This window comes from Caballeronia sp. LZ043, from assembly GCF_031451075.1.
GTDB lineage: Bacteria > Pseudomonadota > Gammaproteobacteria > Burkholderiales > Burkholderiaceae > Caballeronia.
The window spans coordinates 254,860-275,844 of the sequence record NZ_JARUXT010000004.1; the positions used below are offsets into that span (position 1 = coordinate 254,860).

Consider the following 20,985-nt stretch of genomic DNA (forward strand, 5'->3'; position numbering starts at 1 on the left):
CATGCGGCCGCTCTATGCGATGCCGCTGGAAGGCGAGCACGACGTCGTCGCGGCCCGCGTGAAAGCCCGCGAGGCGAGCGCCGCGCTCGGCTTCACGCCGCGCGAACAGACGCGCATTGCGACCTCGGTGCTCGAAGTGGCGCGCACCGTGATGCTCGCGGGCCGCGCGCCGCATGCCGATTTCTTCATGGACGCCGCCGCGCGTCCGCCGCGCCTCGTCGTGCGCTTCGAGTGCGGCACGGGCGCGGGCGAACGTCTGCGCGCCCTGCACCCGGACGATTCACAGGCCACGCTGGGCCTGCTCGCGGCGCAGCGCCTGATGGACGAATGCACGATCGCCGATAAGGCGGACGGCGGCACGTCGGTCACACTCGCGAAGGCGCTGCCCGAATCCGCGCACGTTGACGACGCGACGTTGCAACGCGTCGCGCAGACGCTTGCGCGTCAGTCGGGCGAAAACACCATCGATGAATTGCAGCGCCAGAACCGCGAACTGATCGCCGCGCTCGCCGACCTGCGCGAGCGGCAGGAAGAGCTGACGCGTCTGACGCGCGAACTCGAGGACACCAATCGCGGCGTGGTCGCGCTCTATGCGGAACTTGACGCCCGCGCCGATCATCTGCGCCGCGCCGACGAATCGAAGTCGCGCTTCCTGTCCAACATGAGCCACGAGTTCCGCACGCCGCTGTCGTCCATCCGGGCGCTGTCGAAGCTGCTGCTGGAGCGCATCGACGGCGATCTGACGGGCGAACAGGAAAAGCAGGTGCGCTTCATTCGCAAGGCGGCGGAGGATCTCTCGGAAACGGTGGACGACCTGCTCGATCTCGCGAAGATCGAAGCGGGCAAGATCGAAGTGCGTCCGGTGGATTTCGAAGTCGACGTGCTCTTCTCGGCGCTGCGCGGCATGCTGCGGCCGCTGTCGCCCGGCGGTGCGGTGGAGCTGATCTTCGAGGCCTGCGACGGCCTGCCGCCCATCCACACCGACGAAGCCAAGGTCGCACAGGTGCTGCGCAATTTCGTGTCGAACGCGCTCAAGTTTACGGAACGCGGCGAGGTGCGCGTGGCCGCGAGCTACGACGAGGCGCGCCGGCTGATCACGTTCTCGGTCAGCGATACCGGGATCGGCATCGCGCCGGAACATCAGCAGGTGGTCTTCGAGGAGTTCGGCCAGGTCGAGAACCGGCTGCAACAGTATGTGAAGGGCACCGGCCTCGGTCTGCCGCTGTGCCGCAAGCTGTGCAAGCTGCTCGGCGGCGATGTGTCGCTGACGAGCCAAGCGGGGCGCGGCTCCGTCTTCAGCGCGACGATTCCCGCGCACTATGGCGCGGACGTCGGCGCTGCCTGTCACGCCGCCGGCGATACGCGGCCGGCCGTGCTGATCGTCGCGAGCAGTCCGGTCGAACGGCTCGACTGCGAGGCGGCGCTGCGTGCGTCGCCGTATCGGACGATGACGGCCGCGACGCTCGATGAAGCCGGCCGGCTGCTGGCACGGACCCAGCTTGCCGCGCTGTTGCTTGCGGCGCGTCCAGCGCCCGCCGAAGCCTGGATCTGGCTGGCGGCGTTGCGCGCGCAGGCCGCCACCCGTGATGTCCCGATCGTCGTGCTCGGACAGGCGGATGATCGCGGCGAGGCGCAGGCGCTCGGCGCCGCGGCCTTTGTTGAAGAACCTGTCGGCGGCAGCGGCTTGCCGGACGCGTTGAGTGCCGTGACGCGCTTGCATCGCGACGGGAGCCAGGCCATATGAGAAGCGACTGGAACGACGTGCTGATTCTCAACGTCGACGACAACGACGGCGCCCGCTATGCCAAGACGCGCATCCTGTCGCGCGCGGGTTTCAACGTGATCGAGGCCGCCACCGGCAACGGCGCGCTGGAGCGCGTGCGCGCCGAAGCGCCGGATCTCGTCCTGCTCGACGTGAAGCTGCCCGACATCAACGGGCTCGAAGTGTGCCGGCAGATCAAGGCAGCGCCGGAGACGGCAAGCACGCTGGTGCTGCAAACCTCGGCGGCGGCCGTGCACAGCCTCGACCGGATCCGCGGTCTCGAAGGCGGCGCCGACAGTTATCTGACCGAGCCCGTCGAGCCCGCCGAACTGATTGCGCACGTGCGCGCGCTGCTGCGTGCGCGGCTCGCCGAGAATGCGCTGCGCGAGAGCGAAGAGCGCTTTCGCCAGCTTGCCGAAAATATCGACGATGTCTTCTGGATGCTCGATCCCGCGTCCGACGCATTGCTCTATGTGAGCCCGGCGTACGGGCATCTGTTCGACACCGGCAGCGGCGCGCCCGCGCCTGCGCCCGGCCCGGATCACTGGTCCGGCGACATCCTGCCGCTCGACCGCGAGCACGTGGCCGCCGCGTATCGTCAACTGCTCGCGAACGGCACGCCGTACGAAGTGGAGTACCGCATCACGCGCGCGAGCGGCGGGCCGCGCTGGGTCGCCGAGCGCGCGTTCCAGGTGCCGGGCGCGGCGGGGCATCCGGCGCGGCCTTATCGGATTGCGGGGATCGTCAACGACATTTCGGAACGCAAGGCCGCCGAACTGCTGCTGCGCGAGGCGGATCGCCGCAAGGACGAGTTCCTCGCGATGCTCGCGCACGAGTTGCGCAACCCGCTCGCGCCCATCCGCAACGCGGTGGACCTGCTGGATCCCGACCGCGCGCCGTCCGCGCAGCACTTCTCGACGGTGCGCGCGATCATCGACCGGCAGGTGCGGCATCTGAGCCGTCTCGTCGACGATCTGCTCGACGTCGCGCGCATCACACAAGGCAAGATCACGCTGCGCCAGGAAACGGTGGATCTCTCGGCGGCGATCGCGGCAGCCATAGAAACCGTGCAGCCCGCGCTTGAACGCAAGCGCCACAAGTTGCACGTCGCATGGCCCGAGACGCCGCTCTACGTCACCGGCGACAACGTGCGGCTCGCGCAGGTGTTCGGCAACCTGCTGTCGAACGCATCGAAGTACAGCCTCGAGGAAGGCGAGATCGCCGTCGAATTCGAGCAGTTCGGCGACGAGGTGCGCATTGCCGTGCGTGACAAGGGCATCGGCGTCGCCGCCGACATGCTGCCGCATATCTTCGATCTGTTCGTGCAGTCGGAGACGTCGCTCGAACGCTCGGAAGGCGGCCTGGGCATCGGTCTGCCGCTCGCGCGGACGCTCGTCGAACTGCAGGGCGGGCGCATCGAGGCGTTCTCGGCCGGGCCGCAGCAAGGCAGCGAGTTCGTCGTGTGGCTGCCGCTGGCGAAGGACGTGGCAATGGTTCCGCGTGACGTCAGCGCCGCGCCTGCGAGCGCGAGCGGCGGCAGGCGCGTGCTGCTCGTCGACGACAGCGTGGACGCCGCCACCGCCATGTCGCTGCTGCTCGAAGCGGATGGCTACGACGTGCGCACGGCTCATGATGCGCACGCGGCACTCGCGTTGTCGGACGCGTTCGAACCGCACATCGTGCTGCTCGACATCGGTCTCCCTGGCATGGACGGTTATCAACTCGCCGCCGAAATGCGCGCCCGCAAGGCTACAGCGGATGCGTTGCTCATCGCGGTGACGGGCTACGGTCAGGCGCACGACCGGCAACGCTCGAAGGAAGCCGGCTTCGATCATCACTTCGTGAAGCCAGTGGCGTTCGCGGAGATCCAGCGCGCGGTACAGGCGCGGTTCGAGTAAGCCGAACGCGGACTTCCCCGTCCGCGTTTTCACCTAGCAATCGACGGTTGACGCGCAAGGCGTATCGGTCGGACACTCTCATCATCTTGGGATGTGATCACAGGTCACATGAAACGCACGACATCCCGGCAGCCGGACGCAAGAACGGAGGCGATGGTGGCGACACGCTCGACAACCGAGTTACCCGCACTCGAACTGGTGGCGCGCGAGACGATGGCGAGCCGCGTCTACGCGCAGTTGCGGCAGGCGATCATGACGGGCCGCTTCGCGCCCGGACAATTGCTGAGTCTGCGCGGCGTCGCGGAGGCGGTCGGTTCATCCACCATGCCGGTGCGCGCCGCGCTGACGCGTCTGCAGGCGGAAGGCGCGTTGATCGACGGTCCGGGCCGTGCGCTGATGGTCCCGCCGATGACACTCGATCTCCTCGACGAACTGCGCGACGTGCGCATTGCGCTGGAAGGGGCGGTGGCGAGGCGGGCGGCGTCGCGCATGACGCGCGAATCGCTCGAGGCCTTGCAGGCCATCTTCGACACGATGGATGCACACGTCGAAGCCGGCGATGCACCCGCCTACCTGCGCAGCAACTTCGAATTTCACATTGCCATCTACACGCACGGCGCCAGCGATCTCACGCTGGCGACGATCCAGAACCTCTGGATGCGCATCGGGCCGTTCCTGAATCTCGTCGCACCGGACATTCCGCACATGCGCGGGTCCATGACCGCGCACCGCCACATCGTCGAAGCACTCTGGCGCGGCGATGGCGATGGCGCGCGCGCCGGCATCGAGGAAGACATCGGCGCGGCGGCCGCCGATCTTCAGGAACGCCTGCAAGGCGGCGAACTCGGCCTGACGGGCGAAGACACGAACACGAAGGACGACGCGCAGGCGAGCGCCTGACGAACGTCTGAACGCAGCCAAATACAACGGAGACAGCGAATGACGGTTCTGCAGATGCTGAAGCCGCACGCAGGCTTGCGCGTGCTCGTGACGGGCGGCGCATCGGGCATCGGCCTGGTGATCGCGCGCGCCTTCATCGACGCCGGCGCGCGCGTGCATGTCTGCGACGCAAGTCCGGACGCCATCGCGGCGCTGAACGAAGCGGAAGCGCGCACCGAATGCAACGCGATCACTTCGACACTCGCCGATGTCGCCGACCAGGAAGCGGTGGAACGCGTGTTCGCCGATGTGCAGCGCGAACTCGGCGGGCTCGATGTGCTGGTGAACAACGCGGGCATCGCGGGTCCGACGGGCGGTATCGACGAGATAGGCGTGGAGGACTGGGAGCAGACCGTCGACGTCAATCTCAACGCGCAGTTCTTCTTTGCGCGCCGTGCGGTGCCGCTGCTGCGCGACGCACAGGGCGGCGGCACGATCATCGCGCTGTCCTCGGTGGCGGGGCGCCTCGGCTATGCGTTCCGCACGCCGTATGCGGCGACGAAGTGGGCCATCGTCGGACTGACGAAGAGTCTCGCGATCGAACTCGGACCCGCGAACATCCGTGTCAATGCCATCCAGCCGGGCATCGTGAAAGGGCCGCGCATCGAACGCGTGATCGCCGCGCGCGCGAAGCAGCTGAACCTGCCCTACGAAGAGATGGAGCAGCAGTATCTCGCGAAGATCTCGCTGCGCCGCATGACGACGCCCGAAGAGATCGCGGCGACCGCGCTGTTCCTGTGCTCGCCCGCGGGCAGCGGCATCTCGGGACAGGCGATCTCGGTCTGCGGCAACGTCGAAGTGCTCTGAGCGGTTCGAACGACAGCGAGGACAGCATGGCAACGAAACGCAAGGTCATCATCACCTGCGCGCCGACCGGCGCGATCCACACGCCTTCCATGTCGCCGTATCTGCCGCTCACGCCGCAGCAGATCGGCGACGCCGCGCTCGCCGCCGCGCGCGAAGGCGCCGCGATCCTGCACCTGCACGCCCGCGATCCCGACGACGGTCATCCGACCCAGGACCCGGCCGTGTTCCAGCAGTTCCTGCCGCGCATCAAGGCCGAGACCGATGCGGTCATCAACATCACGACGGGCGGCAGTCCGCACATGACGGTGGCCGAACGCCTGAAGCCCGCGCATCACTTCAAGCCGGAAGTGGCGTCGCTCAACATGGGCTCGATGAACTTCGGCCTGTATCCGATGCTCGAGCGCTTCAAGGATCTCAAGTACGAGTGGGAGCGCAAGCATCTGGAGAACAGTCGCGACCTCGTCTTCAAGAACACGTTCGCGGACATCGAGTACATCCTGACCTCGTGCAGCGCGAACGGCACGCGCTTCGAGTACGAGTGCTACGACATCTCGCATCTCTACAACCTCGCGCATTTCGTGGACCGCAAGCTGGCGAAGCCGCCGTTCTTCGTGCAGAGCGTGTTCGGTCTGCTGGGCGGCATCGGCGCGCATCCGGAAGACCTCGCGCACATGCGCCGCACAGCGGACCGCCTGTTTGGCAGCGACTATGTCTGGTCGATCCTCGGCGCAGGCCGCAACCAGCTGCCGCTCGGCTCGATCGGCGTGGCGCAGGGTTCGAACGTGCGCGTGGGCCTGGAGGATTCGCTGTGGCTCGAACCGGGCAAGCTCGCGGATTCGAGCGCCGCGCAGGTGCGCAAGATCCGCCAGGTGATCGAAGGCCTGTCGCTCGAGATCGCGACGCCCGCCGAAGCACGCGCGATGCTCGCGCTCAAGGGCGGCGGCGACACCAACTTCTGACCGCGGAGGGCAGCGTGAACGCCATGCTCAAAGTAGTCGCGATGCCGACCGGCTGGCTTACCGTCGATCGCTCGTCGCAGGTGTATGGCCGCTACTTCGGCCAGCAGATGAAGGTGCCGGTGTGGTCCACGGCGATCGTCGGTGCGGCGAAGAAGATCGTCGTGGATACCGGCATCCACGATCCGGGCTGGGTCTCGAACTTCGTCTGTCCGTGCGATCAGGCGCCGGAGGAAAAGCTCGAACGCGCGCTGAAGGAGTACGTGGGCTGGAGCGCGGACGAAGTCGATATCGTCATCAACACGCATCTGCACTACGACCATTCAGGCGGCAACACACTGTTCAGGAACGCGCGCTTCGTCGTGCAGGCGAAGGAGTGGGAATACGCGGGCCATCCGCTGCCCACGCAAGCCACGTACTACCAGGAGTTCCTGATCGGCCGCGAGCCGCTCGCGTATTTTCGCTGGCAGTTCGTCCACGGCGTGACCGACATCGTGCCCGGCGTGCGCGTCGTGCCGACGCCAGGACACACGCCGGGGCATCAGTCGGTGGCGGTGGATACGGCGGAAGGCGTCGTGCTGATCGCGGGCGATTGCGCGAACTGCATGGAGAACATCGTCGATCTCGTGCCGGTGGGCATCGTGCACGAGACTTTCGCGGAGATGGCTTCGCTCACGCGCATTCGCCAGATCGCGGACTTGGTCATACCCGGACACGACCCGAATGTCGTGCCCGGTAGCGCGGGTATCGCGTTGCCCGCCAGCGCGCGCTTGCCTCACGTCGCGAAATAACGCACGGCAAAACCAATAACGAAGCACCGGAGGATGACATGAAAGCATGGACGCAATCGATTCGTCATGCGGGCCGGGTAGCGCTCGGCCTGATGTTTGCCGCAAGCCTCGCGGTTCCGATGCAGGCGCATGCGGCGGGCAAGTACAAGATCTTCCTGTCGATGAGCTATGTCGGCAACGACTGGCAGACGGAAGCGGCCAACATGGTCAAGGCCATGGCCAACACGCCCGCGCTCAAGGACAAAGTGGACCTCGAAGTGCAGGTCGCGGGCACGGACGCGCAGAAGCAGATCCAGCAGATCAACTCGATGGTGCAGGCAGGCGCGAAGGCCATCGTCATCTATCCGATCTCGCCGACCGCGCTCAACCGCGCGATCAAGAACGCCTGCTCGAAGGGCGTCGTGGTCGCGGCCTATGACGGCGAAGTTACCGAGCCGTGCGCGCACAACGTGACCATCGACCAGCATCAGGCCGGCACCGTCACCGCCGAATGGCTCGCGAAGACCTTGAACGGCAAGGGCAACATCGTGCTCATCAATGGCGTGCCGGGCACCTCGGTGGACCGTGCCCGCACGGAAGCGGCCAAGGCCGTGTTCGCGAAGTTCCCGGGCATCAAGATCGTCGCGGAGGGCACCGGCATGTGGAGCCAGGCCACCGCGAAGACCGAACTCTCGAAGATCCTCGCGACCAACAGCTGGGACAAGATCGACGGGCTGTGGATGCAGGTGGGCTGCTTCACGGCGGCGTCGATGCAGCTGGACGCGGGCATCGCCGACGACAAGATCAAGCCGTGCGCGGGGGAATCGTCGAACGGGCATCGCGTGCAGATGCTGCCGCCGGGCGAGGTCAAGGGACAGGGCGCGTACCGTTCCATTGGCTATCGGTCGATCTCGTATGGCGCGCCGCCGTACTCCGGCGCGATGGCGCTCAAGATGGCCGTGAAGAAGCTCGACGGCGGGGACTTTCCGGCGCGCGTGACGCTCAAGCTGCCGCTGGTGCTGACCGGCGAATCGAAGCTGTGCAAGACCGGCAGCATCGACGAACTGAAGGCCGGTTGCACCGCATTCCCGCCTGACAAGGTGCCGCCCGGCTGGTTCGCCGACATCTATTCGGAAGACACGAAGGAAGTCGGCTTCAACGCGGCGCTCACCGGCAATCAGGACTGAGGCGATCATGAACGATGCGGCGCTGGCCATCGATCTCGCGAACGTGACGAAGCGCTTCGGCGCGACCGTCGCGCTCGACGGCGCGTCGTTCCGCGTGAAGCGCGGCGCGGTGCATGCGTTGCTCGGCGAGAACGGCGCGGGCAAGTCGACCACGGTCAAGCTGCTGTCGGGGCTGATCGCGCCGGACGCGGGCAGCATGCGCGTGATGGGCCGCGACGTGACGATGAAAAGCCCGCAGGACGCGCATCGCGCCGGCGTGCAGACGGCCTTCCAGGAAATGACGCTGGTGCGCGATCTGACGGTCGCGCAGAACCTGCTGCTGGCTCATGAGCCGACGGGTCTCTTCGGGCGCATCCGGGCGCGCGAGGCGCAGCGCCGCACGGCGGAATGGCTCGAACGTCTCGAACTCGACGACGTGCGGCCCGGCGCCTATATCCGCGATCTGTCCTTGCCGGTGCGGCAGAAGATCGAGATTGCGAAGGCCATCGCGCGCGAGCCGGACGTGCTGCTGCTCGACGAGCCGACCTCGGCGCTCTCGGGCCGCGATGTCGCATGGCTGGCGCGACGCATCGAGGAACTGAAGGCGAAGGGCGTGACCTTCGTGTTCATCTCGCATCGGATGCAGGAAGTGCGCGAGTTCTGCGACAGCCTTACGGTGTATCGCAATGGCCGCGATGTAGGTGCGTTCGATACCGCCGCGATCTCGGACGATGAAGTCATCCGGCTCGTGATCGGCCGCTCGCTGGAGGCGAAATATCCGCCGAAGGTCGCGCCGCCTGCTTCGGCTGTGGCGGAGGCAGCGCCTGCGCTGGAAGCGCGCGGCGTGCGCATCGACGGCGTGGTGAGCGACTTCGATCTGACGCTGCGCGCGGGCGAGGTCCACGGCATCGCGGCATTGCAGGGCATGGGCCAGCGCGAACTGTTCGAGGCGCTGTTCGGCGCGGCGTATCTGGATGAAGGCGAACTGCGCATCGACGGCAAACCGGTCACGCTGACCTCCACGGCGGACTCGCTGAAGGCCGGCGTATCGACGGGCTTCCTGCCGGAGGACCGCAAGACCGAAGGCCTGTTCCTGCGGTTGCCGGGCGGAGAGAACGTATCGCTGCCGGTGATCGGCCGCTATGCGCGTTTCGGGCTGATCGACCGCAAGCGCGAACAGGCCGCGATCCGGCGCTCGCTCGCGCAGATGGAAGTGAATCCGCGTGCGCTCTACAAGCCGTGCCTGTCGTTCTCGGGCGGCAACCAGCAGAAGATCGCGATGGCCAAGTGGCTGCTCACGCAAAGCCGCGTCTGGTTGATGTTCGATCCGACGCGCGGCATCGACGTCGGCACCAAGCATCAGATCTTCGTGCTGATGCGCGCCTTCGCCGCCGCCGGCGGCGCCGTGCTGTTCTATTCGACCGACGTGCCCGAACTCGTCAACGTGTGCGATTGCGTGTCGGTGATGTATCGCGGCCGCAATGCGGGCGAGTTGTCGGGCGAGGCGCTCACCGAAGAGAACGTGATGCGCAAGATGCTTTCCAGCTGAGAGGTGCTTCATGAAGACTGCCGTTGCCGCTCCCGACAGCGAGATCGTGCGCCCGGGCGCGCGCGTGGGATGGGGCGCGCGCATCGATCATCATCGCGGGCTCATCATCGCCGTGTGCGCGCTGCTCGCGATGCTCGGCGCATGGATCGCGCTGTCCGCGACGCCCGTGGGCCTGTATGACATCGGCTCCGTCATATCGAGCGCGACCACGCTCGCACTCGCGGCCATCGGACAGACCATCGTCGTGCTGTCGGGCGGCTTCGATCTGTCGGCGTCCGCGGTGGTGTCGCTCGCCAACGTGCTCGCCGTGCGCTTCGTGCAGGGCTCGCCCGTCGAGCAATGGGCGGGCGTCGCGCTGATCCTTGCGATCGGCGGCGGCATCGGGCTGGTCAACGGCGCGCTCATCGCGTGGTTCAGGTTGCAGTCGATCGTCGTCACGCTCGCGACCATGTTCATGGTGCAGGGCGTCACGCTGCTGATCCAGAACAAGCCGGGCGGAAGCGTCGGCGAACAGTTCGGCGGCGTGCTCACGTCTGATCTCATTCCCGACAAGCTGCCGATGTCCGCCGCCTTGCTGATTCTCGCGCTGCTGGTCTGGTCGTTCGTGCGGCGCACGCGCTTCGGCGTGGGCCTGTATGCGCTCGGCAGCGACCCGGACGGCGCCTACGCGAACGGCATGCCGGTCACGCGCTACCGGGTCGCGACCTATGCGCTCGCGGGCATGTTCTACGCGGCGGCGGGGCTGTATGTGTCGGCGCAGACGGGTTCGGCCGATCCGCTCGTCGGCCGTCCGCTGCTGCTTTCGATGTTCACCGCCGTGGTGCTCGGCGGCACCTTGCTGGGCGGCGGACGAGGCGGTTGCGTCGGCACCGTGTTCGCCGCCATGACGCTGATGATCACCGTGAACATCCTGCTGGTGCTGAACGTCTCCGCGTTCTTCACGACGATCGCAGAAGCCGTGATCCTGATTCTCGCGGTGCTGGGCTCGTCGATCGGCAAGCAATCGGCTGCGCACGAATGCGCCCGGCATGCGGCACAGTGGCTGAAGGCGGTACGCACCGGCACGCGTGCGCGCGACGATCGCAATGCGCGCCGCGTGAAGTTTGAGGTCAACGACTTTCGCGCGCTGGAGAACACGGAGCTGAAGGGACGGCCGATTGCGGACTGGATCGAGCGCAATCGCGAATGGGTCAAGTATGTCGTGCCGGCGTATGTGCTGTTCTTCGGCGTGGTCGTCATCACGGCGATCGTCTACGGCCCCGGCGTGCTGGCAAGCGCGAACTTCTACAGCAGCTTGCTTACGCTGACGCTGTTCCTCGCGATCCTCGGTCTCGGGCAGGGCGCCGTCATCCTGACCGGCGGTCTCGACCTGTCGATGCCCTGGCTCATCACGCTGTCCGGCGTGCTGCTTACCGGGCTGACGCACGGCATGAACGGCGCGGCCGTGTGGGCCGTGCCGGTGGTGCTGGTTGTCGGCTTGCTGGTGGGCGTGTTCAACGGCGTCGGCGTGGTGATGCTGGGCTTGCCGCCCATCGTCGTCACGCTCGCCGCGAACGGTCTGCTGCAAGGCCTCACGCTGATCTATTGCAACGGCTCGCCGCAAGGCTGGTCGCCGCCCGGCATCAGCGAGTTCACCAACGGCCGCATCGGGCCCCTGTCTCTTGCCGCGTGGAGCGTGCCGGTGTTTCTCGTCGTCGCGTTGCTGCTGCTGCATCGCACGCCGTTCGGGCGGCGCGTGTATGCGGTCGGTAATTCGCCCGCGGCCGCGCGGCTCTCGGGCGTGCGCGTCGGCGTCACGCTGATCGCGGTGTATTGCCTGTCCGGGCTGTGCTCGGCTCTGGTCGGCCTGCTGCTCGCCGGTTTCAGTTCGCAGGCTTTCCTCGGCATGGGCGATCCTTATCTGCTGCCCTCGATTGCGGTGGTCGTGGTCGGCGGTGCGCTCATCACCGGCGGGCGCGGTCACTATCTCGGCGTGTTCGGCGGCGCATTGCTGCTGACCGCACTCGGCACGCTGCTCGCGGGTACGACCGTGCCGCCGGCCGTGCGCGACATCATCAACGGGCTCGTCGTGCTCGCGGCCGTCATCACGCTGCGGGACAAGAAGGGCTGACCCAACCTTCAAAGGAGCAGAGCGGATGCAAGCGCACAGGATTGCGGTGATCGGTTCGGGACGCATCGGCCGCGCGTGGTCGATCGTGTTTGCCAGGAGCGGCTTCGACGTGAAGCTTCATGACGCGGCGCCCGAGATGCTGTCCGGCGCGCTGCCCGCGATCCGCGAGAGCGTCGAGGATCTCGCCTCGTTCAAGCTGATCGACGAACCGGTCGATGCGGTCGTCGCGCGTATCACGACTTGCGAACAGCTTGCGGACGCCGTCGCCGATGCCGATCTCGTGCAGGAGAACATCGCCGAAGTGGTCGAAGCGAAGCGCGCGCTGTTCAGCGAACTGGACCGCCTGACGAAGCCCGACGCGCTGCTCGCCAGTTCGACGTCGGGTCTGCCGGCATCGAGCTTCACGGAGGGCTTGCAAGGCCGCGCGCGATGCTTCGTCGCGCATCCGGTGAATCCGCCGTCGCTCGTGCCACTGGTGGAGTTGTGCGGCGCGCCGTGGACCGCGCCGGACGCGCTGCAACGCGCCCGCGTGCTCTACGAGGCGGCGGGGCAGCAGCCCGTGACGGTGAATCGCGAGATATCGGGCTTCCTGTTGAACCGCCTGCAAGGCGCGTTGCTGGAGGAAGCCTTGAGTCTCTACGAGCAAGGTTATGCGAGCGCGGCGGATCTCGATACCGTGATGCGCGACGGTCTCGCGATGCGCTGGTCGTTCATGGGTCCGTTCGAGACCATCGATCTCAACGCGCCAGGCGGCGTGGCCGATTACGCGGCGCGCTATGGCGGCACGTATCGCAGCATTGCGGCGGGGCGCAAGGCGTTCGACTGGCCGCAAGCGACGCTCGACAGACTGGACGCCGAGCGTCGTGCGGTGTTGCCGCGCGAGCGTATCGAGGAACGCAGCCGCTGGCGCGACCGGCGCCTGATGGCGCTGCTGGCGCACCGCCGCGATCTGAAGGACGGCGACAGTTGACCCAGGGAGACGACGATGCCCGAAGTACGCTTGCTGGTCGATGCAAACAATCACCTCGGAGAAGGCCCGCTGTGGGACGTGAAGGAGGAGCGGCTGTACTGGATCGACAGCACGGCCGCCGAGATCTATAGCTGCCGCGCGGACGGCAGCGACGTGCAGCGTTATTTCGTGCCGCGTCATATCGGTTCGATGGCGTTGCGCGAGCAGGGCGGCGCGGTCGTGGCGCTGGCGAACGGCCTGCATTTCTATGACTTCGACGCGCAGACAGTGCAGTTCATCGCCGACCCGGAAAGCGACGATCCCGAGACGCGCTTCAACGACGGCAAGGTGGACCGGCGCGGGCGTTTCATCGCGGGCACGATGGCTTATGACTTCGATCGCTACGATGCCGATCGCGGCCAGCGCTCGACGCGCAGCGGCGGTCTTTACAGGCTCGATCCGGATGGCCGCGTGACGCGCCTGGACAGCGGCATCACGTGCTCGAACGGACCGTGCTGGAGCCCTGACAACCAGACTTTCTATTTCACCGACACCTACAGCCGCGAGATGTACGCGTACGACTACGACATCGAAACCGGGGCGGCGACGAAGCGGCGTCTGTTTGCATCGGCGCGTGATATGGCGGGCACCTTCGACGGCGCGACCGTCGACGAAGAAGGTTATGTGTGGTCCGCGCTCGTGTTCGGCGGGCGCATCCTGCGATATGCGCCGGACGGCACGCTCGACCGCGTCGTGCCGTTTCCAGTGCGCAATCTGACTAGCGTGATGTTCGGCGGTCCTGGTCTCGATACGCTCTATGTCTCGACGATGGGCCGCCCAATGTGGGGCATTCCGCAGAAAGAGCGCGACAAGGGCGGCTTGTTTGCGGTGACCGGACTCGGTGTGCGTGGTTTGCCTGAGCCGCGCTTTGCGGGGTGATTGCAGGATCACGATGCTTCCGTCTGGTCCGTTTGATCGAGCGCCTGATCAAGAAAATAAAGTGAATATCAAATCAGGCCGTGGCGAACGCTCAATAAGAAAACTTGATGTCGAAAGCGTGTTATATCTCCCGATAACATTCTGAGTTGGTCTCGAATAATCAAGACGAAAAAGCGTTTGGTGAGCCCAGACATGATTGGAGAGTCTTGACATCCAACGTCGTCCCGAAAGGTCTCTCGGGCAATCACACGATCGAGATTTCGCTCGACGATCGTTCATAGCCGGGTATGAAGAAGCCGCGCGGCGCGCACGCTTGGCCAGGTGTGCGTCCGCGCTATCATGCGAGCCCTGGATCACGAACAGTCACCTGACATGAGCATCGACACTGAACGCTTTATTGCGTCGCTGCCCGAGCGCATCGATGCGATCGTCACGCGCGCCGCGCGCACTCAGCCTCAACGCATTGCGTTGCGCGAGGACGCGCGCGAGCTGAGCTACGGCGAACTGGATCGCGCTGTCGATGCCCTGGCCGCGCGGCTTGCGTCAGCGGGCGTGCGGGCCGGCGATCGCGTGATGTTGATCGGCGAGAACAGCGTGGCGCTCGTCGTCGCGCTGTTCGCCGTCAGCCGGCTCGAAGCGTGGGCGCTGCTGACGAACGCGCGCCTGACCGCCATCGAGATCGATGGGATCAAGGCGCATGCGCGACCGCGTCTGTCGTTCTTCACCGTCGATGCATCCGCCGATGCCGAGCGTCACGCGCAGCGCGCGTGTGCGCGCGTCGAAGCACTCGACACGGTGCCGATAGGCGCGTTCGCGCTCGGTGCCGTCGATGCCGGCGCCGCACAGGAAGCGCATGGACTGCCCGCAGACCGGCAATGCGCCGCGCTCATCTACACGACAGGCACCACGGGCGCACCGAAGGGCGTGATGCTGTCGCATCGCAATCTGCTGTTTGTCGCGGCGATGTCGAGCACCTTGCGCCGCGTGAGCCCCGAGGACCGCGTGTATGCGGTGTTGCCGGTGTCGCACGTGTTCGGGCTGGCTTCGGTGTGCCTTGGTTCGCTGTATGCCGGCGCCACGCTGAGGCTCGCGCCGCGCTTCGATGTGCAACACACGGGCCAGGTGCTGCGTGACGAGCACATCACGATCTTCCAGGGCGTGCCCGCGATGCACGCGAAGCTCATCGATTTCTTCAGCACGCGCGGCGGTCTGAATGCGCCTGCATTGCGCTTCGTGTATAGCGGCGGTTCGCCCCTCGACATGCCGCTCAAGAGCGCCGCCGAACGGTTCTATGGTCTGCCCCTGCACAACGGGTACGGCATGACCGAGAGCAGCCCGACTGTCTCCAACACGATGCTCGATGCGCCGGCGCGCGATGCATCGGTAGGACCGCCTATTCCCGGCGTGGAGACGCGCATCGTGCCGCTCGAAGAACAGGCCGATGGCACAGTGGATGACGTCGGTGAACTCTGGGTGCGCGGACCGAACGTGATGCTCGGCTATTACCGCGATCCGGCGCAGACGGCAGCGACCGTGACGCTCGATGGCTGGCTCCGGACCGGCGATCTGGCGCGCATCGAGCAGGGCAATCTGTATATCGTCGGGCGTGGCAAGGAGTTGATCATTCGCTCGGGCTTCAACGTTTATCCGGCGGAAGTCGAACAGGTATTGAATGGGCATCCGGCCGTGCTGCATTCGGCGGTGATCGGACGCAGTGTCGAGGGCAATGAGGAGGTGCTCGCGTTCGTCGAACTGCGGCCCGGCGCGCAATGCGCGGAGCATGAACTGGCGGACTGGACCAGCGCACGCCTTGCACCGTACAAGCGGCCCGCCACGATCACCATCCTCGACGCGCTGCCCGCGGCCGCGAGCGGCAAGATACTCAAGCATCGGCTGGGCACGACGTCCCCAAGGTCAGGCCCCTGATGATTTTGACGGAATTTGACTCAATGAAAAGTGGCGCTGCGTAGTCATGCCGTACCCTGAAACGATCGGATTCAGGGGATCACATGAATGGTTGCGCTGTCTTGCTTTTTGCAGTCTTACTCTTCGTTGCGTTGCAGGCTGCGTGCGACGGCAGGACCTTTCCGGGCTCCAGCGCCGGAACCTTGCATCGGGTGGCGGCTGCCGCCACGTTGCAGGCGGCGCCGCGGGTCAATGTGGCGGCCGAAGCGAACGGAACAAGCCCGGCAGCATACGCCTCGCCTTCTTTCGAGATTCCGGCGTCCGATGCCGCCTCGTGGCAAACCCTTGCGAGCCCGACCATTCCCGGCCCGCTGCAATACTCCAACGATCACACAGTCATTCAAGGTGAAGACGGCAACTGGCATGTCATCGGCATAAACGGAGGCGGCAACGGCCAGGAACATGCGCTGTATCACACCGTGCTGTCGAGCCTCTATCCGCCGGTTCCTGTCAGTCCTTCAGCCGCTTACCCGACTGTCCAGCCGGACGGGCAGGATGCGCCGCTCGCGCAATTTCATGACCGAAGCGGCGCGGCATGCACGGCGTGGGCGTCGTCGTCGATCAAGGCGCGCGGAACAGCTTATCTGCTCTTCACCAGCGGGCGCGACAACAACGGCAACTGCCCCGGACAGGTGACGAGACGGAATCGCCTTTCGTGTTCAAGCGCGGAGACTGGTATTACCTGTCCCTGACGGACACCGCGTCCAACACGAACAGGCCGCTCGACCAACGCAAACGTGCTGTTCTCAGGCACGAACGGCATGAACGTCAATTTCTATTCGTCCTACCCCGTCTGTATGGCGGTTCGTCCGACATGGCGACGAGCTCCATCGCCATTCCGGGCGATGCATGGACGCATGTCACCGTGAAGCGCCAGGCGGGCACGGTCACCGTCTACGTCAACGGTGTCGCGTCGGGCTCGGGAGGCTGGGCCGCTCCCTTCTGGATCACGGGCGTGGGCCAGCCGCAGGGCGGCAACATCATGGGGCGTCTTGCGCACGTCGTCATGACCAATCAGGCTTTGACGGCGAGCCAGAATCAGGCGCAAGCCGGGATGCCCGCATCCGGTTTGGCGCAGTGGATGCCATAGGCGATGCGCAACCCAGGATGTCTTATAGCGATCCCCCGTCCGCCGCTTCATGCGGAATCATCCAGCCGAAGAAGACTTCCGCCTCGATCAGCTTGCCGTCACGAATGGTGAGGATCTCCGTGTTGCGGAAGGCGCTGCCTTCCCGCGTGCGCAGATCGTAGGTCACGAACACACGCGCTCCGTCCTGTATGAGATGCACGAAATCGAAGCGATCGACCGTGTGTGCATTCGGCCAGCAGCGCGCAAGGTACGTGGCGCGGTTCAGTCGGTTGTCACGCGGACTGGTGAAATGGAAGTCATCGGCAATCAACTGTTCGATGGCCTCGCGGTCCTTGTTCACATACGCCTCATACACCTGTCGCGCGGTGGCGGCTGGTTCAGGATAGGTGTCGTTCATGCGCAATCTCCCGGTTTCCGTTGACGACGATTGGCGCTCTTTCGCCTCGACAAAGACTCCGTAAAGCCTCTCACGCCTATGTATCGAAATGTAACCCTTCATGCGGACCCTTGCGCATGCATTACATTGCGATATCACTGCAGCTCTGACCAGCACATAAGAACGGAGACGCTCGCATGAAGGCAAGCAAGAGACAACGGATGACGGGCCTGATCGTCGGTACGCTGATGATCGGATCAACGGCCATGCAGACAGCCCGCGCGGACATCGCCACCGGAGATGAAACCATCGCTGTCGCAGGGCTTGCACAGCCCGCCGACATTCTTGTCGACCGTTGGGGTGTGCCGCATATCTTCGCGGCCAACGACAGCGACGCGTTCTTCGTGCAAGGCTTCAACGCGGCACGCGACCGGCTCTTCCAGATCGATCTCTGGCGCAGGCGCGGTCTCGGCGAGTTGTCGGAGGTGTTCGGTCCCGCGTACATCGAGCAGGACAAGGCGACGCGGCTCTTTCTTTATCGCGGCGACATGAAGACCGAATGGCAACGCTACGGGCCCGATGCCAGACCGGCGGCCACGCGCTACGCGGCGGGCGTGAATGCGTATATCGACTGGCTGGCGGCGCATCCGGACCGCATGCCCTACGAGTTTCGCAAGATCGGCTACTGGCCGGCGAAGTGGAATCCGGACGATGTCGTGCGCATCCGCAGCCATGGTCTGACGCGCAATCTGACGAGTGAAGTCGCGCGCGCACGCGTGACCTGCAAGAGTTCGCTCGATGCGGATTCCGTGCGTTTCGGATTGCAGCCGCCGTGGAAACCCGAGATGCCCGCGGGCCTCGATCCCTGTCTGCCCGACGATGTCCTCAAGGTCTTCACGCTGGCCACACAGGGCGTGCATGTGACCCGGGAGTCCATGAAAAGCGCTGACGCGGCGACCACTGTCATCGCAGCCGCCGAGAACCCCGAGGAGGTCACCGAGGGCAGCAACAACTGGGTGATCGCGCCATCAAAGTCGGCCACTGGCCGCGCGATCATGGCGAACGATCCGCATCGCGCCTATGCCGCGCCGAGCCTGCGCTACATCCAGCAGATCAGCACGCCGACGCTCGACATCATCGGCGCGGGCGAGCCTTCGGCGCCGGGCATCTCGATCGGACATAACGGCTCGATCGCCTACGGCCTCACGATCTTCAACATCGATCAGGAAGATCTTTATGTGTACGAGCTGAACCCGGCCAATCCGCGGGAATATCGCTACAAGGGCAAGTGGGAACCGATGCGCGTCGTCCGCGAGCAGGTCGCGGTTCGCGTTGGCGCGCCGGTGAACGTGGAACTGCTGTTCACGCGCCATGGGCCGGTGATCTACACGGAAGAGAGCAAGCATCGCGCGTTTGCGGTGCGCACTGCGTGGCTGTCGCCGGGCATGTCGCCTTACTTCGATTCGATGCGCTACATGCGCGCAAAGAACTATGCGCAGTTCAAGGCCGCGCTGGCCACGTGGGGCGCGCCGACCGTGAATCAGGTCTATGCGGACACGGAGGGCAACATCGGCTGGGTGCCGAGCGGACTTGCGCCCGTCCGCCCCAACTGGGACGGACTCATGCCGGTGCCCGGCGATGGCCGCTACGAGTGGGCCGGCTTCTGGCCGCGCGATGCGATGCCATCGGCTTATAACCCCGCGCAAGGCTATTTCACGACCTCGAATGAAATGAATCTTCCGGCAGGCTATCCGTATGCCGAGCACAAGCTCGGCTTCGAATGGACCAACGGGTCGCGGCATCAGCGCATCGACGAGGTGTTGAAGTCGCAGCCCAAGGTGTCGATCGAAGATTCGGAGCGCCTGCAGAACGACGACGTGTCGATTCCGGCGCGACGGCTCGTTGCGTTGCTCGCGCCGCTGTCGAGCGACGATGAAGACACGCGGGCCGCGCTCGCGCTGTTGAAGGGCTGGGACGCGCACATGGGCGCAGGTTCTCCGCAGGCCGCGCTGGAAGAGGTGTGGTTGTCGCGGCATCTCGGCCGCACATTCAAGCAAGCGGTGTTGCCGAAGGACGCGGCGGCTTCGTTCGGCCCACCCGATACGGCTGTCATGCTCGACACGCTCGAACATCCAGAAACACGCTTTGGCGACGATGCTCAAGGGAAGCGCAACGGGGTCCTGCTGTCGAGTCTGCATGACGCGTATGTCGAGATGCGGCATCTGCAGGGCGCGGATGCAAGTCAATGGAAATGGGGCAAGCTGCAGACCAACTTGAACGCGCATCCGCTGGCTGATGTCGTCGACCAGGACATGCGCGCGAAGCTCAACGTCGGACCCATCGGCAAGGGTGGCAGCGCCTATACGCCGAATCAGTCCACGTATCGCGCGAGCGATTTCCGTGAGACCAACGGGCCTTCGTTCCGCGTGGTCGTCGATGTCGGTAACTGGGACAACTCGCGTGCGGTCAATCTTCCGGGCGAGTCCGGCGATCCGGACAACCCGCACTATCGCGATCTTGCGCAGATGTGGCTCGACGGACAGTACTTCCCGTTGCTGTACACGCGTGCGGCTGTCGAAGCCGCAACCGAGAAGCGGGTGCACCTGGTGCCCGATTCGCGCTGAGTTGATTGTTGCGGGTTCGGCAAGGCAGCTTCAACGCAGGCGGCGATGATCTTTCAGCCGCTCTGCGTCACAATTCTCTCGCGGTGGACGGGTGCTGGCTGGCGCCTTGCCGGACTCCTCATCCGGTTCGTCCCCGCGCTTTCCTCTCTTCTCTCCCTGACGCGCTCGTCACTTCTATTTCCTGCCGAAGGGAATAGAACGTGTCATGCCTGGGTTAACCAATCGAAGCCTCTCAGCTTGAATCCTGGGTCGAGTGAGTCGAAGCCGCGCAAGGGCCCTGTGCGTTCGATGAGGTTCCGTGGATCGCCTGCGATCCGGTCAACCTTTTCTGTCGGAGTCTGAAGATCATGAAGGCCATTGCTACCTTTGTCGTGTCGCTTGCCGTCGCAGCATCGTCGTCGCTCGTGTTTGCGCAGGATCACAACGCACCGCTCACGCGTGCCCAGGTCAAAGCCGAACTGGCTCAACTCGAGCAAGCAGGCTACTCGCCCGCGACCGGCGAGGAACCCAACTACCCGAACGACATCCAGGCCGCGGAAGCGAAGGTCGCGGCACAGCGCGCCGCTGCCGGCGACGCCCATGAATCCTACGGCGGCTCGCAGGCCGGCGCGGCGGCGGCGGGTTCCGGCCCGAAGCACATGCCGATGCAGCATGGATCGATGACGGATATGGATTGCGTCGGTCCGTCAGGATTTTGCAAGCCGTTTTTCGGGAGTTGATTCGGCGTATTGGCCGGGGAGACTCTGTTCGACACTCGGGTGGGGTTAATCGGGTTTCGAACGCACAAAACGAGTGCGGAAAAATAATTTGCGAAAGGGGTTGACCAGGCGTTCATCCGCCGGTCATAATTCGCCTCCCGTTGAATGACGGCGCGAAAGAAACGAAGCGAAATGCTTCAGAAATTCTCCGCGATGCTCTTTAAAAACTAACAGCCGATAAGTGTGGGCGCTTGATGCGGGTGCGGCCGGTTCTTTGAATCGGTAATGGCAAAAGTATCAAGAGTCTCACACGAAGTATCAGAGGAAGGTTTATCTGTCTTAGGACGGATTAATCATCGTCAGTACGTTGAGTGAGCGACCGGTTTC

17 protein-coding genes are annotated in these 20,985 nt (G+C 65.0%); 16 read left to right on the top strand and 1 reads right to left on the bottom strand.

What is annotated here, in order from left to right; translation table 11 throughout:
• The first annotated feature begins 1 nt into the window (after position 1).
• The 14 genes from QCE64_RS28855 to QCE64_RS28920 all read left to right on the top strand — a co-directional run bounded on the left by QCE64_RS28855 (position 2) and on the right by QCE64_RS28920 (position 16,900).
• A complete protein-coding gene (locus QCE64_RS28855; protein ID WP_310007610.1) occupies positions 2-1,744 on the top strand; it encodes an ATP-binding protein in 1,743 nt (580 codons plus the stop codon).
• Positions 1,741-3,660 carry a response regulator gene (locus QCE64_RS28860; RefSeq protein ID WP_310007612.1) on the top strand — a complete coding sequence of 640 codons (1,920 nt, stop codon included), beginning with the start codon at positions 1,741-1,743 and terminating at the stop codon, positions 3,658-3,660. Before QCE64_RS28855 ends, QCE64_RS28860 begins: the two co-directional genes overlap by 4 nt.
• 153 nt (positions 3,661-3,813) lie before the next feature.
• On the top strand, positions 3,814-4,560 hold the full coding sequence (locus QCE64_RS28865; RefSeq protein ID WP_404987786.1) for a GntR family transcriptional regulator: 747 nt from the start codon (positions 3,814-3,816) through the stop codon (positions 4,558-4,560).
• A 39-nt stretch (positions 4,561-4,599) separates the two neighbouring features.
• Entirely contained in the window at positions 4,600-5,406 is an 807-nt protein-coding gene (locus QCE64_RS28870; RefSeq protein ID WP_310007613.1) for an SDR family oxidoreductase, read from the top strand.
• A 26-nt stretch (positions 5,407-5,432) separates the two neighbouring features.
• Complete coding sequence (locus tag QCE64_RS28875; RefSeq protein WP_310007615.1) at positions 5,433-6,365, top strand: 3-keto-5-aminohexanoate cleavage protein; 933 nt, start codon at positions 5,433-5,435, stop codon at positions 6,363-6,365.
• A gap of 14 nt (positions 6,366-6,379) precedes the next feature.
• On the top strand, positions 6,380-7,153 hold the full coding sequence (locus QCE64_RS28880) for an N-acyl homoserine lactonase family protein (protein ID WP_309934436.1): 774 nt from the start codon (positions 6,380-6,382) through the stop codon (positions 7,151-7,153).
• A gap of 38 nt (positions 7,154-7,191) precedes the next feature.
• On the top strand, positions 7,192-8,319 hold the full coding sequence (locus QCE64_RS28885) for a sugar ABC transporter substrate-binding protein (protein ID WP_310007616.1): 1,128 nt from the start codon (positions 7,192-7,194) through the stop codon (positions 8,317-8,319).
• A 7-nt stretch (positions 8,320-8,326) separates the two neighbouring features.
• Complete coding sequence (locus QCE64_RS28890) at positions 8,327-9,847, top strand: sugar ABC transporter ATP-binding protein (protein ID WP_309925719.1); 1,521 nt, start codon at positions 8,327-8,329, stop codon at positions 9,845-9,847.
• Between the two features lie 10 nt (positions 9,848-9,857).
• Positions 9,858-11,957 carry an ABC transporter permease gene (locus QCE64_RS28895; RefSeq protein ID WP_310007618.1) on the top strand — a complete coding sequence of 700 codons (2,100 nt, stop codon included), beginning with the start codon at positions 9,858-9,860 and terminating at the stop codon, positions 11,955-11,957.
• 25 nt (positions 11,958-11,982) lie between these two features.
• Positions 11,983-12,927, top strand: a complete 945-nt coding sequence (locus QCE64_RS28900) for a 3-hydroxyacyl-CoA dehydrogenase (protein WP_309934440.1) — start codon at positions 11,983-11,985, stop codon at positions 12,925-12,927.
• 15 nt (positions 12,928-12,942) lie between these two features.
• Positions 12,943-13,845, top strand: a complete 903-nt coding sequence (locus QCE64_RS28905) for an SMP-30/gluconolactonase/LRE family protein (RefSeq protein WP_309934441.1) — start codon at positions 12,943-12,945, stop codon at positions 13,843-13,845.
• 372 nt (positions 13,846-14,217) lie between these two features.
• Positions 14,218-15,771, top strand: a complete 1,554-nt coding sequence (locus QCE64_RS28910; RefSeq protein ID WP_310007620.1) for an AMP-binding protein — start codon at positions 14,218-14,220, stop codon at positions 15,769-15,771.
• Between the two features lie 191 nt (positions 15,772-15,962).
• Positions 15,963-16,502, top strand: a complete 540-nt coding sequence (locus QCE64_RS28915) for a hypothetical protein (RefSeq protein ID WP_310007623.1) — start codon at positions 15,963-15,965, stop codon at positions 16,500-16,502.
• A 122-nt stretch (positions 16,503-16,624) separates the two neighbouring features.
• Entirely contained in the window at positions 16,625-16,900 is a 276-nt protein-coding gene (locus QCE64_RS28920; RefSeq protein ID WP_310007625.1) for a LamG-like jellyroll fold domain-containing protein, read from the top strand.
• A gap of 22 nt (positions 16,901-16,922) precedes the next feature.
• Here QCE64_RS28920 and QCE64_RS28925 read toward each other — a convergent pair whose 3' ends face one another.
• On the bottom strand, positions 16,923-17,297 hold the full coding sequence (locus tag QCE64_RS28925) for a nuclear transport factor 2 family protein (RefSeq protein ID WP_309925732.1): 375 nt from the start codon (positions 17,295-17,297) through the stop codon (positions 16,923-16,925).
• 227 nt (positions 17,298-17,524) lie between these two features.
• On the opposite strand from QCE64_RS28925, the gene QCE64_RS28930 reads away from it, so the two are divergent.
• A complete protein-coding gene (locus QCE64_RS28930; RefSeq protein ID WP_310008594.1) occupies positions 17,525-19,900 on the top strand; it encodes a penicillin acylase family protein in 2,376 nt (791 codons plus the stop codon).
• A 347-nt stretch (positions 19,901-20,247) separates the two neighbouring features.
• Complete coding sequence (locus QCE64_RS28935; protein ID WP_309925736.1) at positions 20,248-20,619, top strand: DUF4148 domain-containing protein; 372 nt, start codon at positions 20,248-20,250, stop codon at positions 20,617-20,619.
• The last annotated feature ends 366 nt before the right edge of the window (positions 20,620-20,985 follow it).